This window comes from Halorubrum hochsteinianum (assembly GCF_023702125.1).
In the GTDB taxonomy this organism is placed as follows: Archaea; Halobacteriota; Halobacteria; order Halobacteriales; family Haloferacaceae; genus Halorubrum; species Halorubrum hochsteinianum.
This window is the reverse complement of sequence record NZ_CP098415.1, coordinates 2,014,296-2,027,298: the sequence shown is the minus strand read 5'-3', so window position 1 is coordinate 2,027,298 and position 13,003 is coordinate 2,014,296. Positions and strand designations below refer to the sequence as shown.

12 protein-coding genes are annotated in these 13,003 nt (G+C 68.5%); 4 read left to right on the top strand and 8 right to left on the bottom strand.

The window, feature by feature from the left end:
• Window positions 1-76 precede the first annotated feature (76 nt).
• Window positions 77-733: a ferredoxin Fer gene (fer, locus tag NAF06_RS10245; RefSeq protein ID WP_008583646.1), complete on the top strand. Its 657-nt coding sequence runs from the start codon at window positions 77-79 to the stop codon at window positions 731-733.
• A gap of 48 nt (window positions 734-781) precedes the next feature.
• Here the strand turns inward: fer and NAF06_RS10240 are convergent, their stop codons facing one another.
• The 3 genes from NAF06_RS10240 to NAF06_RS10230 all read right to left on the bottom strand — a co-directional run bounded on the left by NAF06_RS10240 (window position 782) and on the right by NAF06_RS10230 (window position 4,339).
• Window positions 782-1,363 (bottom strand): DoxX family protein, encoded by a 582-nt coding sequence (locus NAF06_RS10240; protein ID WP_049908729.1) that lies wholly within the window; start codon window positions 1,361-1,363, stop codon window positions 782-784.
• A 115-nt stretch (window positions 1,364-1,478) separates the two neighbouring features.
• Window positions 1,479-3,644, bottom strand: coding sequence for a DHH family phosphoesterase (locus NAF06_RS10235; protein WP_008583649.1), 2,166 nt, complete (start codon window positions 3,642-3,644; stop codon window positions 1,479-1,481).
• Between the two features lie 74 nt (window positions 3,645-3,718).
• The gene (locus tag NAF06_RS10230) at window positions 3,719-4,339 is read right to left on the bottom strand and encodes a YIP1 family protein (protein WP_049908731.1); all 621 of its coding nucleotides are present in this window, start codon (window positions 4,337-4,339) and stop codon (window positions 3,719-3,721) included.
• A 175-nt stretch (window positions 4,340-4,514) separates the two neighbouring features.
• On the opposite strand from NAF06_RS10230, the gene NAF06_RS10225 reads away from it, so the two are divergent.
• Window positions 4,515-4,982 carry a type IV pilin domain-containing protein gene (locus NAF06_RS10225; protein WP_251106157.1) on the top strand — a complete coding sequence of 156 codons (468 nt, stop codon included), beginning with the start codon at window positions 4,515-4,517 and terminating at the stop codon, window positions 4,980-4,982.
• Between the two features lie 27 nt (window positions 4,983-5,009).
• Window positions 5,010-6,569, top strand: a complete 1,560-nt coding sequence (locus NAF06_RS10220) for a hypothetical protein (protein WP_239638709.1) — start codon at window positions 5,010-5,012, stop codon at window positions 6,567-6,569.
• A 111-nt stretch (window positions 6,570-6,680) separates the two neighbouring features.
• On the opposite strand, the gene NAF06_RS10215 is transcribed toward NAF06_RS10220, so the two are convergent.
• Both NAF06_RS10215 and NAF06_RS10210 read right to left on the bottom strand, forming a co-directional pair.
• Window positions 6,681-7,832 (bottom strand): Gfo/Idh/MocA family protein, encoded by a 1,152-nt coding sequence (locus NAF06_RS10215; RefSeq protein ID WP_049908733.1) that lies wholly within the window; start codon window positions 7,830-7,832, stop codon window positions 6,681-6,683.
• A 27-nt stretch (window positions 7,833-7,859) separates the two neighbouring features.
• Window positions 7,860-8,831 carry a sugar phosphate isomerase/epimerase family protein gene (locus NAF06_RS10210; protein WP_008583658.1) on the bottom strand — a complete coding sequence of 324 codons (972 nt, stop codon included), beginning with the start codon at window positions 8,829-8,831 and terminating at the stop codon, window positions 7,860-7,862.
• Between the two features lie 209 nt (window positions 8,832-9,040).
• On the opposite strand from NAF06_RS10210, the gene NAF06_RS10205 reads away from it, so the two are divergent.
• Window positions 9,041-9,928, top strand: coding sequence for a PspA/IM30 family protein (locus tag NAF06_RS10205; protein WP_008583659.1), 888 nt, complete (start codon window positions 9,041-9,043; stop codon window positions 9,926-9,928).
• A 37-nt stretch (window positions 9,929-9,965) separates the two neighbouring features.
• Here NAF06_RS10205 and NAF06_RS10200 read toward each other — a convergent pair whose 3' ends face one another.
• From NAF06_RS10200 to NAF06_RS10190, 3 genes are all read right to left on the bottom strand, one after another.
• Window positions 9,966-11,012, bottom strand: a complete 1,047-nt coding sequence (locus NAF06_RS10200) for a dipeptide epimerase (protein ID WP_008583661.1) — start codon at window positions 11,010-11,012, stop codon at window positions 9,966-9,968.
• The gene (locus NAF06_RS10195) at window positions 11,009-12,106 is read right to left on the bottom strand and encodes an N-acetyltransferase DgcN family protein (RefSeq protein WP_049908734.1); all 1,098 of its coding nucleotides are present in this window, start codon (window positions 12,104-12,106) and stop codon (window positions 11,009-11,011) included. Before NAF06_RS10195 ends, NAF06_RS10200 begins: the two co-directional genes overlap by 4 nt.
• 466 nt (window positions 12,107-12,572) lie before the next feature.
• Window positions 12,573-12,890: a DUF5785 family protein gene (locus NAF06_RS10190; protein WP_006628044.1), complete on the bottom strand. Its 318-nt coding sequence runs from the start codon at window positions 12,888-12,890 to the stop codon at window positions 12,573-12,575.
• Window positions 12,891-13,003: the final 113 nt, after the last annotated feature.

Here is a 13,003-nt window from a genome sequence, read left to right as displayed (position 1 = left end):
CGACTCTCGCCGGAATGATCCGCCTGCCGACTTCTGGGCAGTTTATGTGTCTCACGCGCCTACGTCGGGTAACCGGATGGTCTCCCCGTTCGAGGTGTTGGACGTCGACGAGGACGCCGACGACGAGGCGGTCGAACGGGCGTACCGCGAGCGCGTGAAGCGCGCCCACCCCGATCAGGGGGGATCGGTCGAGGAGTTCCAGCTCGTCCGCCGGGCGTACCGGGAGCTGTCGGAGCGCGACGCGGACGGGGACGAGAGCGGCGACGGCGTCGACCCCGCCGACGTCGACCTCACCGAGGACGGCGAGGCGCGCGCGCCCGCGTCGACCCGCGTCGAGTTCCTCGACTACGAGGCCATCGTCGACTACGGCTGGTCGCTGGACGACGACGAGCTGTTCCGGAAGGCGTCCCACGCCGACCTCGGTCCCGACGCCCACGGCCGCCTGCTCGTCCACCCCGACGAGAGCCTGCTGGAGGCCGCCGAGCGGAGCGGCTTCGCGTGGCCGTTCTCCTGTCGCGGCGGTGCCTGCGCGAACTGCGCGGTGTACCTCGCCGAGGGGAAACTCTCGCAGCCGACCGACCACATCATGCCCGACGACCTCGCCGAGCGGGGGTTCCGCCTCTCCTGTAACGGCTACCCGCTGACAGACGAGCTGTCGGTCGTGTTCAACGTGAAACAGCGGCCCGAACTCGACGACCTCATCCTGCCGCCCGGCCCGTTCACGCGCCGCTGAATCGGGGCGAGCGTCAAAAAACGTCGCGACGCCGTCCGCGGCGTCCGGTCACCCGAGCAGGAACCGCAGCCCCGGGGCGTTCCTGACCAGTTCCGTCTCCTCTAGCGCCCGATCGACCCCGACGATCCGGCCGGCACCCCACGCGCCCAGCCCGAACAGGATCAGCATGTAGACGAGCGAGCTGTCGACGAAGTAGCCGTGGTCCACCGGGAACCCCGCCAGCAGTCCGCCCTGCCACGCGGCGGTCCAGAACAGCGACATCATGATCGCGCCCATCAGCGCGGCGAACCGGAAGAAGACGCCGAACAGCAGCGCCAGCCCGATCAGGATCTGCCCGAACACCACCATCGGGTCGATTATCGCCGCGAAGTCGGCGAAAAAGAGGAACAGCTCTCGCAACGGGTTCGCCTCGGCAATGGCGTTCCGAAGGAACCCCACGGAGCTCCACGCGAGCGGGTCGCCGATACCGCCCTCGAACAGCTTCTCTAACCCGGCCTGGAGGAACACCCACGCCATCACGACCCGGAGCCCAAGCATCGAGTACGCCAGCCACGTCTCCGAGTAGTTGAACTCCACGTCTCTCCCGAGCAGCTCCGAGCGAAGCGTCCGTTCGGACGGTTGTGTAGCCATCGGTGACACCCACGCGAGGGAATCTCACACGAGTAGAATAATCTACCGGCCGATCCGATGCGCGGGAGTTTTCAAACGGATTAGAAGGAAAACTACCGCGAATATCTCGTCCGTCTCAGAACGCCTCGGCGACGGCGGCGACGACCGCGTCCTCGACGGCGTCGCGCTCGCCGGAGAGGAACTCGATTTTCCCCTCGCGGACGCCCGCGGTGGCGATGTCGGCCGCCGGCGCGAGCTCGGCCGCGCGCTCGGCCACGTCGCGGACCGACACGTCGGCCGTCGTGCGCACGTACAGTTCGTCGGTGCCGACGCCGACCGTCGCGAACGGCTCGCCGTCGGCGCGCCGGCGGTGGAGGTCGTCCAGGAGCAGCGGCGTCGGCGGGAAGTCGTAGCGGTGGGTGTAGCCGTCGGTGTCGAGGAGCGCGAACTCGACGCCGTCGACCGCCTCCGTGGCGACGTTCGCGTCCGCCGTCTCGACCTCGGTCTCCAGCTTCTCGCGGAACTGCTCGGAGACGTGCGCCGCGAGGTTACCGCCGTCCGAGAACAGGAGATCAGCGATCAGTTCGCGCTTGTCCTGATACGACTGGTAGTACGCTTCCAGCGCGACCGCCTCGCGGAGCTCCGCGACGCGCTCGGCGTCGCAGCCCGCGTCCCGCGCGAGGTTCACGTACCGATCCGGGGCGTCCGCCCAGTAGCTCACCGCGGGGAGGTGTTCGAGGTCCGCGCGGACCTCGTCGTTGATCGCCGACGCGAGCGAGGCGACGAGCGTGCCGGTCGAGAGCGTCTCGTCGCCGCCGACGTCGGCCAGTTCCGGCGAGACGAGCGTGTCGACCGCCTCCCGGGTCTCCGGGTCGGCGACCGCGGCGTCGACGACGACCGCGTCGACGCCGTACACCGACAGCAGGTCGATGCCGTCGACGGACTCGGTCGTCGAGCCGGCCCCGACGAGCAGGAACAGCGGGAGCTTCTCGTCGTGGCGGTCGCGGTCCTGAAGCATGCGGGTCGCGTCGTTGGTCGCCGCGTCCATCCCGTACACCGGCTCGTCGAGCGGGCGGCGGGTGAAGTAGTGGTACTCGGCGTCGCTCTTCGCGTGCTCGTCGCGGATCAGCGGGAGGACCGCGCGCTCGACCGCAGCGCCCGCGACGTAGCCGTCGGCGGTCGCCGGGTGGCGGACGACGATGGGGCGCGATTCGAGGACCGCGCGGCGGACCGCCTCCGCGGCGTCGAGGAGGCCGTCGGCGAGCTCGGCGACCGTCTCGTCGCCGGCGAGCGGCTGGAGCCCCTCGGGGCGCGCCTCGTCGGTGAGCGCGTCGGCGATCCGGCGGCGGACCGCCTCCGCCGCCTCGCCGTCGAGGAGGACGAGCGCGTCCGACTCGACTTGGATGTCGCCGCGGTGGCTCTCGACCTCGCCGTCGACCCGCACCGCGTCGCCCACCTCGACGTCCGGGTACGCCCGGACGCCCGGCTCGACGAACGCGGCCACATCGACCGCGCCCGTCTCGTCGCTGACCTCGAACACCGTCGGGCCGCCGGTCTGACGGACGCCGACGACCTCGCCCTCGATCCAGACCGATTCGCCGACCGCGTCTCCGAGCGTCGTGATCGACGCGCGCTCGCGGTCCTCGTCGGTCTCCTCGTCCGCGGCGGCGGCGGCCTCCTCGCCGCCCTCGTCGGCGGAATCGTCGGCGTTTTCCTCGGACGTGCCGGCGTCAACGGACTCGCCGTCGGCGGACGCGACGCCCTCCGCGTCGTCGCCCCCGTCGGTCGGCTCGGGTCCGTCGTCGGTCTCGTCGGCCTCGGCGGCTTCGTCGGCGTCGGAGCCCGCGTCTTCGTCCCCGGCGTCGTCCGCCCGCTCTTCCGTCTCGGTCCGCGCTTCGGTCTCCTCGTCGTCCGGGTCCTCGTCGGGGAGGCGCTCGCCGGAGGGCGCTTGGACGAGGACGCCGCGGAACTCGCGGTCGGCCTGTCGGATCGACCAGCCGAGGTCGACGTTGCCGTTGTCGCGGACGCCCTTCACCTGGACGAACACCTCGTCGCCCGGTTCCCAGTCGAGGCTGTCGAGCCGCTGGTCGAGTTCGGAGCGGTGGAGCAGGCCGGTGACGCCCGGCGCGAGGTCGACGAACACGCCGAACTCGGCGTACCCGTCGACGACGCCACGGTAGAACCGGCTCGGGACGAGACCGTTCGGGGAGTCGCCGCGGAAGTCGAACACGACGTCTTCCTGGTGCGAGTCGCAGACGCGACCGCCCCCGATGTCGGTGCCACAAATGATACAGGATCCCATTTGAATACACCGAGAGTCTCGGGCCTAAAACGGTTGTCGAAAGCCCGCTGGCGGCGGCGCGGGCCGTCGGCGGCTCACGCGGCGAAAAGCGTCCGCGCCGCCGCCACGACGCGGTACCCCACGCCGTAGCCGAGCGCGGCCGGCGGGAGCGCGGCGACAGCCGTCCGGAGCGCCCCCAGCCCGTGAACCGAGCGGAGCCCGACGAACAGCAGCACCGCCGCGTACGCGCCGCAGACGACCCTGAGCTCGGGTATCGCCGGTCCCGCGAGCGCCATCGGCGAACTGGCGTACGCGACGGCCTGAACCGTCTCGCTCACGCCGCCGCGGTCGCGGAACCCGATCCCGTCCGCGAGTTCGAGGCTCGCGACCACGACCGACACCGTCGCGACCGCGCCGGTCAGGTGGAGGCCGACGGGGGTCCCGATCACGACCGCGACGACGAAGACCACCAGTCCGGACAGCGCCCGCGACGAGGGGACGACGGCCGGCACCGCGCCGGGGTCGGTCGCGATCAGGCCGAACGCGAACGCCGCGACGACCGCGACCGCGAACGTCAGTGCCGGGGCCTGATCGCCGGGCGTGATCGAGTTTGCGAACGCTCGCCGCGGCCGAACGAGCACCTCGGCCCACGTGCGCGCGATGCCGCGCAGCCCGCGCGGGCGACCGCCCGTCGAACCGCCTGTCCGAGACGTCACGGTCGGCGTTGGGTCGCGCGGAATAACCCGCTTCCGGTTCGGTCCCGGAGCGTCGGTCCCGCTCCGGTGGCCCCGGCCCGCTCCACGGGGATCCCGCTCCCGACGCGCCCAAACTTATCAGCGCTGATACGCGGCGCGTAAACCCTTATACCGGTGCCGTCTGACTGACGGTCGAATGGCTGCGTTCCGAGACGACGAGCGAGGGTTCACCCCGCTGGCGGGGACGGGGCTGCTCGTTGGGATCGTCGTGTTGCTGCTGGCGATCGTCGGCGCGGCGGTGTTCGGGCTCATCGACGGCGTCGCCCCGCCGGACGCCGAGTTCGAGGCCCAACAGGAGGACGGCGAACTCGTCGTCGTCGCGATCGGTCCCGACCCGGTCCCCGCCGAGGAGCTGTACGTCCGCGGCGAGGACCCGGACGGGAACGTCCAGTTCGGCGCGTGGCCCGGCGACGGCGTGGTCCGGCCGGGCGATCGGGTCCCCGTCCCCAACGCCACCGGCAACGAGAACTTCGACGTGGTCTGGGAGCCGGTTGCGTTCGACACCCGCGAGACGCTCGGCAGCTACGACGGCGAGGACTCCGCGATCGACGAGTGGAGCGAGGAGAACGGCGGCAGCACGCCGGGCGGCGGCGTCGGCGTCTGACTCCGTTTTCGGATAACTCTGACACCAATGGATTCACAGCAAATCGAAGCGAGGCGGCGGCGAATACTCCAGACAGCGGGGGTTTCTACAGCCGGCATCATCGGATTCAGTGGACGAACTCTGGCTGAAGAAGTTCACGCTACTGAGGCAGTTGACGGCGCTGAAACCGGTGTGAACAGTTACGGAACCGAGCCGGGGGTTCAAAAGATCGAAGCAGACCCCGACGCCGGGTTCCACTCTCCGTATTTCCTCTATACGCCGTCTTTCCGCTCTGTTGAAGAGTCTCTAAACGACTCCAAAGTGCGACCGTTGGTGGTTACAACGTATCCATGGGGTGACTTTGAAGAACGAGTTGCGGGGGCCCAAGACCCTGATCGCGGCATCACGGGACGCATTGCAGATGCGATGAATTGCCCCGTACTGAGTGTTCCCCTCACATTGACACGCGGACACCTCGGCTTGGAACCACAGGAGTTGACCTTAGCCCCGGAATTGGAGATCACCGACCCTCGACGTGAGCGCGTCGACCTACAGTTCATCGCGATGATCGAGGACGCCAAATCCCGACTGAACGCTGGCAGCTATACAATTGCGGATGGAATCCATTACGATGGAGCGTCGTCTGCTGGTGATTTTATCGAAAGAATCGCTCCACTTCATCCGGAACACATCAACGCATACTCTTCCGGTGCGAATGGGTATGCCTTCCTCCCATTTACTGGGCTCACCGATGACCTCCCGGTTCATGGCGATCCCGACCGAACAACCGTCCCATGGCCGATCGGAGCCGGAAATTTGGAAGAACTCACCGGCGAGGCATTCAACGAAGAGGCGTGGATGGACATCGAGCAGTTCCGGTGGATCGGCGGTAAAGATCAGGACCCCGAGGACCCTGATAATTACGTTCGCAAACGGTTCAAAGGTGACGACGAGATGGATCAAGTAGTCGAGGAATTTTTCGGGACGTTACAAGTTGACGACCGGTTCGAGACCAGCCGAAAAATTTACGACCACCTCGATGTCCCTGCCACGTTCAGAACGTTTGAGGGACAACCTCACTCTCCAGCTTGGGAATACAGGTCGGAGGCAGCCGAGTTCCACAAAGAACGGATCGAAGATGAGTTTGAGCTACTCCACGTGACGCTCACAGAATCCGATAGCGAGGCATATGTCGGAGACACCGTGACCGCACGCGTGACCGTAGAAAACGCAACCGGCGTCGAGTCATCGACGACGGTCTCCTTCGCGGTCGACGGACCCGAAGGTGAGACGACCGAAATTGAGACAACAGAGGTTCAGGTGGATTCAAAAAGCGCAGAAACCGTTGAACTGGAGACGGTCTTCGAAGAGACCGGAGAATTCACCCTGCGTATAAACGGGACGGCTATCGAAGACTCCGTCGTCGTAACCGAAGAACCAACTGAGGAAGTTAACGGGACGGGTACTGAAACCTCGGAAGGCGACGCAGTCACGGATCAAGGCGGAGTGGCCGCTGACGAAGCGCCCGGATTCGGCGTCGTACAAACGCTCATGGCAGTAGGTGGGATCGGGTACTTGATCGATCGGTACCTCTCGACCGACGACTGAATGAAGTCACGCCCGAAGAGAAGGTCACCAGGTATTGTGTCCGCCCTACATATCTAATACGACGTTCGTATCAGTTCCGGCTGATCTCGACAGATCCGGGAGAACTGGGAATTAGACTTCGACCCACTCGCCGCGCTCGTCGGCCCGCTCGATCGCCGCGAGTACCTTCTGGACCTCGTACCCGTCAGCGAACGACGGCTCGAACGACCCGCCTTCCGCGACCGCCGAGAGGTACTCGTAGCTCTCGTGGACGAACGTGTGCTCCCACCCGATCACGTGGCCGGGGGGCCACCAGCGGTCCACGTACGGGTCCGTCTCCTCGGTGACTAACACCGTCTCGTAGCCGCGGTTCCCCTCGCGGAGCACCTCCAGTTCGTTGAGGCGCTCCAAGGAGAACTTCACGCTCCCCTTCGAGCCGTGGACCGCGATCGTGTGGTCGTTCTTGTGCCCCTCGGCGACCCGCGTGGCCTCGAAGGTCCCGGTCGCGCCCGACTCGTAGGCGACCTGCGCGCTGTAGGCGTCGTCGACGGTCACGTCGCGGTACTCCGCGACCTCGGCGTCGGCTTCGCCCGCCGCGTCGTCGTCGGCGTACACCGGGCGCTCGTCGACGAACGTCGTCAACTGCCCGGAGACGCGGTCGATCCCCCCGACCGCCTCGCCCACGAGGAAGTTCGCGAGGTCGATCGTGTGCGCGCCGAGGTCGCCGAGCGCGCCCGATCCGGCCATGTCGGCGTCCATCCGCCACGCCCACGGGGCCTCCGGGTCGACGAGCCAGTCCTGGAGGTAGCGCCCGCGGACCTGTCGTATCTCGCCGAGTTCGCCGTCCTCGATCAGTCCCTTCGCGTACCGGATCGCGGGGACGAACCGGTAGTTGAACGCGGTGCCGGCGGTCGCGCCGGTCGCGGCCGCGGCGTCGCGCATCGCCGCGGCCTCCTCCAGCGTCGGCGCGAGCGGCTTCTCACAGAGGACGGGGACCCCCGCTTCGAGGGCCGCGATCGACGGCTCCGCGTGGACGTGGTTCGGGCCGAGGTTGTAGAAGACGTCCACCGCGTCTATCGCCGCCTCCCAGTCGGTCGCGGTGTGCGCGAAGCCGAACCGGTCGGCCGCCTCTGCGAGGGCGTTTTCGTCGCGCCCGACGAGCGTGTGCCGCTCGACCTCGGGGGCGTCCGGGAAGAACATCGGGAGGCGCGCGAGCGCGTTCGCGTGCGCTCTTCCCATGAATCGATACCCCAGCACGCCGACCTTCTGTGTTTCATGTGTCATGTCGTGGATCTGTTGGTCGCCGCCGCCTCACTCAGCCCAGTACGCGTCGCCCGGTTCGGTCTCGAAGACGGCTCGGTCCAACACGTCGACCGCCTTCTCCAACCCCTCGCGCGAGGAGGTGAGCGAGTCCTCGTGTTCGATCGACAGCGCGCCCTCGTAGCCGACCATCCGGAGCGTCGAGACCACGTCCTTCCAGTGGTCCTCCCCGTGACCGTAGCCGATCGAGCGGAACAGCCACGAGCGGTCCGCCTCGTCGGCGTACCCCGTCGTGTCGAGGACGCCCTTCACCCGCGAGTTGGACTCGTACACCCTCGTGTCCTTGGCGTGGACGTGGTGGATCGCGTCGCGCTCGCCGAGGAAGCGGATCGCCTCGGGCACGTCGATCCCCTGCCAGTAGAGGTGCGACGGGTCGAAGTTCGCGCCGATCCGCTCGTTCGTCGCCTCCCGGAGCGCGAGCATGCCGGTCGGCTCGTACACGAGCATGTTCGGGTGCATCTCGATAGCCACGTCGACGCCGTGGTGCGCGGCGTGTTCGGCGAGGTCCGACCAGTACGGGACCGCGACCTCGTCCCACTGGTAGTCGAGCGCGTCGGCGTGTTCGCTCGGCCACGGGGCCGTGACCCAGTTCGGCGTCGAGTCGCCCGGCGCGCCCGCGGGGAGTCCCGAGAAGCACGTCACCGTGTCGACGCCGAGCAGGTCGGCCAGTCCGATCGCCTCGCGCAGTTCGCGGTCCGCCGTCGCGGCCCGCTCCTCGTCGGGGTGAAGCGGGTTGTTGTGCGTCGCGAGCGCGGAGATCCGGAGCCCGTGGTCGTCGAGAACTCCCCGGAGTTCCTGCCGCGCCGCCTCGTCGTCAAGGAGCCGCTCGCGGTCGACGTGGTCCTGTCCGGGCCACCCGCCGACGCCGAGTTCGACGGCGTCGACGCCGAGCCCGGCGAGGTACGCGGCCGCGTCGTCGATCGGTTCGCCGCCGAGGGGAACGGTCAAGACGCCGATGTCCATGCGCCGGGCTACATCGACCCGCCGAATAAGTGTTCAGGTACGCGCCGCCACGGAGAGCCCTGTCCGCGGGGCCCGCGCGTCGTTCCGCCGGATCCCCGTCCTCGGCGCGCGCCGTGCCCCTCCCGCGACCCGCGTCTCCCGGCCGCGGAGTGCGTCTCACGGTCGCGAACCGCATGAGGTTTTAACGGGTGGAACGCGTACACGGTGATATGGGAATCCTCTCTCGCGCCTCCTACGTCATCCGCTCGAAGGTGAACGCCCTCCTCAATCGGGCCGAGGACCCGACCGAGTCGCTCGACTACTCGTACGAGCAGATGCGCGACGAACTCCAGGACGTCAAACAGGGGATCGCGGACCTGACGACCCAGAAGAAGCGGCTGGAGATTCAAAAGCGCAAGCTCGAAGAGAACGTCGAGAAGCACAACCGGCAGGCCCGCGAGGCGGTCCAGCAGGACCGCGACGACCTCGCGCGGAAGGCGCTCGAAAAGAAGAAGTCGAAGATGAGCCAGATCGAGGAGCTGGAAGGACAGATCGCGGACCTCAACGACACGCAGGACCAGCTCGTCGAGAAGAAGAACAAGCTCCAGAACCGCATCGAGGAGTTCCGCACGAAGAAGGAGACGATGAAGGCCCGCTACGAGGCCGCCGAGGCCTCCTCGCGCGTCTCCGAGGCGATGACCGGCGTGGGCGACGAGATGGAGGACGTGAGCCGCTCCATCGAGCGCGCCGAGGAGCGCACCGAGGAGATGGAGGCGCGCGCGGAGGCGATGGACGAGCTGGAGGACTCCGGCGCGTTCGAGGACGCGCTCTCGGACAAGGACAGCATCGACCGCGAGTTAGAGGGGCTCTCGACGAACAGCGAGGTCGACGCCGAACTGGAGACGCTCAAGGGCGAACTCGGGAAGGGGGAGCCGGCGAACGGCGACGGCGGCGCGACCAACGAGGAGATAGACGCCGAGCTGGAGGACATCGAGAGCGAGATGAACGCGGACGATCTGGAAGCCGACCTCGACGGTGACGCCGAGGCGAACCTCGACGAGGAGCTCGACGTCGAGTTAGAGGAATCGGAGTCCGAGGCCGACGAGAAGCGGAACTGACGCCGATCGTCCGCAGCGACCGTTTGCCGTCCCCGTTTCACTCCTCCGCCGGCCGCGCGCCGGTCCCCGCGCGGTCTTGCTCGGCGAGCCGTATCTCGCCGTCCGACAGGTTGATCCCAGCGTACGGGTCCTCGGCGAGCAGCAGCGACCCGTCGAGGTCGGCGTAATCTAAGAGCGGCGCGAGCTGCGCGGCGGCCGCGATGGAGGCGTTCGACTCGACCATACAGCCGCACATCACTTCGAGGCCGTGCGCCCGCGCGGCGGCGATCGCGCGGCGCGCCTCCAGCAGGCCACCCGTCTTCATCAGCTTCAGGTTCGCGATGTCACAGCGGTCGGCGATCGCGGGCACGTCCGCGGCGGTGACGCAGGACTCGTCGGCGGCGACGGGCAGTTCGGAGCGCTCGTAGACGTACCGGAGGCCCTCGGGGTTCTCCGCCGGAACGGGCTGCTCGACGAACTCCACGTCGCGGTCGGCGAGCCACTCGGCCTTCCGCACCGCCTCCTTCGGCGTCCACGCCTCGTTCGCGTCGACGCGGAGGCGGGCGTCGGGCGCGGCCTCGCGGACCGCGTCGACCAGTTCCCGGTCGCGGACGGTGCCGAGCTTGATCTTCAGCACCGAGTGGCCGGCCTCGACGGCGTCGGCGGCCTTCTCCCGCACGCGGTCGGTGTCGTCGAGTCCGATCGTGAACGACGTCTTCGGCGCGTCGCTCGGATCGAGCCCCCACAGGCGGTGGAGGGGGACGCCGAGCCGCTTCGCCGCGAGGTCGTGGACCGCGATCGAGACGGCACAGCGGGCGGCGGGGTTCCCCTCGACGACCGCGCGCAGTTCGGACTCGATCGCGTGGAGCGCGTGGGGGTCGCCGACGCGCTCGACCGCGTCGAGCAGGTCCGGCATGACCGCTTCGACCGTGTCGGCCGTCTCGCCGTAGTGCGACGAGGGGGCCGCGCCGCCGACGCCGGTCATCCCCGCCTCGTCGGTCACCCGGACGACCACGTTCTCGGCCGCCGTCTGGGTCCCCCGCGAGATCGTGAACGGGTTCTCCAAGGGCATGGACACCCGCTCGAACTCGGCGTCGAGGCTCATTCGTCGGCCGCCTCCTCGTCGTCCTCGTTCCCGTCCTCGTCCACGCCGAGTCCAGCGTCGAGCGCGGCGTCGACGATTTCGTCCGCGCCGTGGCGCACCGGGTCGGCCGCGGGCACGCCCGCCGCCTCGGCGACCGCGGCGACCGCGTCCGCGGCCGCCTCGTCGTCGGCCACGTCCTTCGTGTTGACCGCGCCGGCGACGACCGCGGTCTCGTGGACGGGGTTCGCCAGCCCCTCGTAGAGGTCGACGTACTCCGCGATCGGCGGGAGGTCGAACGACTCGTAACCGTGGACGACCTCCCGGCCCGCGGCGTGACAGAGGACGAGCCCGTCCGGCATCGCGCCGTGGAGGATGCCGCAGGTGACCGCCGAGTATGCGGGGTGGACGATGCTTCCCTGCCCCTCGACGACGAGCAGGTCGTGGTCGTCGCCGACCGCGACGAGCATCTCCTCGACCGCGCCCGCGGCGAAGTCGGAGACGACGCGGTCGATCGGGTTCCCCCACCCGGCGATCATGATCCCGGTCTGGCCCGTCGGGACGAAGGCGGCGTCGATCCCCCGCTCGCGGGCGGCCGCGACGATCTCCAGCGAGGCGGTCATCTTGCCGACCGAGCAGTCGGTCCCCACGGTGAGCAGCACGTCGGCGTCCACGTCGGCCGAGGCTCCGGTGGCCACCGTCAGATCGTCGTCCGGCCGCCGGACGTCGACGAGGTCGACGCCGTGTTCGTCGGCCAGCGCCGCGAACTCCTCGTCCTCGTTCAGGAAGTAGTGGAGGCCGCTCACCACGTCGCAGCCGGCCTCGATCGCCGCCTCGACGTCCGACCGCCACGACTCGTCGAAGCCGCCGCCGATCGGCGCGATCCCGATATATAAGGCGTCCAGATCGCCGTCCGCGGCCGCGTGCGCGTCCGCGAACGACTCGACGATCGGCGCGTCCGCCACGTCCGGGACGTGGTCGCGAACGCGGCCGCCGGCGCGGTCGCGGTCGAGGACCGCCCGAACCTCTTGGTCGCCGTAGCGCATCACGCCGAGCGCCGTCTTCGCGCGGTCGGGGAACTTCTCGTGGGCCAGCACCGCGATCCGCTCTGTGTCCATGCGGAGTCGCTCGCCCTCGGCGTTCTTAAACCGGTCGGGTGGTCGGCCGCCGATCATATTCCGATCTGAATTGCGGTGGCGCGTGCCGACGAGCGGCCGAAGGCCGCGAGTCGCACGCGCGAGGGACGCGGCGAGCGCTCGGAGAGCGCGAGCCGCGAGGCTGGGGAGGCCCGAGGTGCTGTGCGGGGCGGGGGCGGGATTCGAAGGGGCAGTCGCGAAGCGGGCGCAGGCGACGGCAGCACCGCAACGAGGAAGCGGAGCGACCGAGTGAGGAGCGCCCCGAGCGTGCGCCCGCTTCGCGACTGGGGCTTCGGCGGTGTTCGTATCGGTCGGTGATCTATAAACAGCAATCACCGCAACGTACAGCCGAGCGACCGGGGATTCGACTGTCTCGGTCAGATCAGAGATGTCCGCCTGATCGACCGCGAATTCACGAACTACCGCAGCTTAAAAGGCAACTTCGTAGTCAGGCGCTGCCGTCGACGAACTGCTCCGCGCCCTCGTAGAACCAGTAGCCGTTCTCGCGCATCGCGCGGCCGAGTTCCTGGTGGAACTCGACGAAGTCAGCGAACTCCTCCTGCTCGACGTTCTCGAAGATCTCCTCGACCGAGACGACCGTCTCGTAGTCGATCCGGATCGGGTGGTCGCCGTACTGCTCGACGTACTCCGCCGCCGTGAGCGGGAAGTCCTCCTCCTCGTCGATCTTCTTCGCGAGCACGGCGTGGCCGTACTGCCGCATGCCCTCGCTCCCCTGCTCGCCGTCGGGGTCGTGTGGCCAGTCCATACCGAACGATCCGCCGGATCGGGGATAGTGGTTTCGAATGGGGCGGTCGCCCCCGATCCCGACGGGACCGCGGCCCACTCCCGCCGGCACCGCGACGCGCCTCTTCGAACGTC

Coding starts and splice junctions, on each gene's coding strand:
- fer (WP_008583646.1), top strand. CDS start 77: ATGGTCTCCCCGTTCGAGGTGTTGGACGTCGACGAGGACGCCGACGAC.
- NAF06_RS10240 (WP_049908729.1), bottom strand. CDS start 1,363: ATGGCTACACAACCGTCCGAACGGACGCTTCGCTCGGAGCTGCTCGGG.
- NAF06_RS10235 (WP_008583649.1), bottom strand. CDS start 3,644: ATGGGATCCTGTATCATTTGTGGCACCGACATCGGGGGCGGTCGCGTC.
- NAF06_RS10225 (WP_251106157.1), top strand. CDS start 4,515: ATGGCTGCGTTCCGAGACGACGAGCGAGGGTTCACCCCGCTGGCGGGG.
- NAF06_RS10220 (WP_239638709.1), top strand. CDS start 5,010: ATGGATTCACAGCAAATCGAAGCGAGGCGGCGGCGAATACTCCAGACA.
- NAF06_RS10215 (WP_049908733.1), bottom strand. CDS start 7,832: ATGACACATGAAACACAGAAGGTCGGCGTGCTGGGGTATCGATTCATG.
- NAF06_RS10210 (WP_008583658.1), bottom strand. CDS start 8,831: ATGGACATCGGCGTCTTGACCGTTCCCCTCGGCGGCGAACCGATCGAC.
- NAF06_RS10205 (WP_008583659.1), top strand. CDS start 9,041: ATGGGAATCCTCTCTCGCGCCTCCTACGTCATCCGCTCGAAGGTGAAC.
- NAF06_RS10200 (WP_008583661.1), bottom strand. CDS start 11,012: ATGAGCCTCGACGCCGAGTTCGAGCGGGTGTCCATGCCCTTGGAGAAC.
- NAF06_RS10195 (WP_049908734.1), bottom strand. CDS start 12,106: ATGGACACAGAGCGGATCGCGGTGCTGGCCCACGAGAAGTTCCCCGAC.
- NAF06_RS10190 (WP_006628044.1), bottom strand. CDS start 12,890: ATGGACTGGCCACACGACCCCGACGGCGAGCAGGGGAGCGAGGGCATG.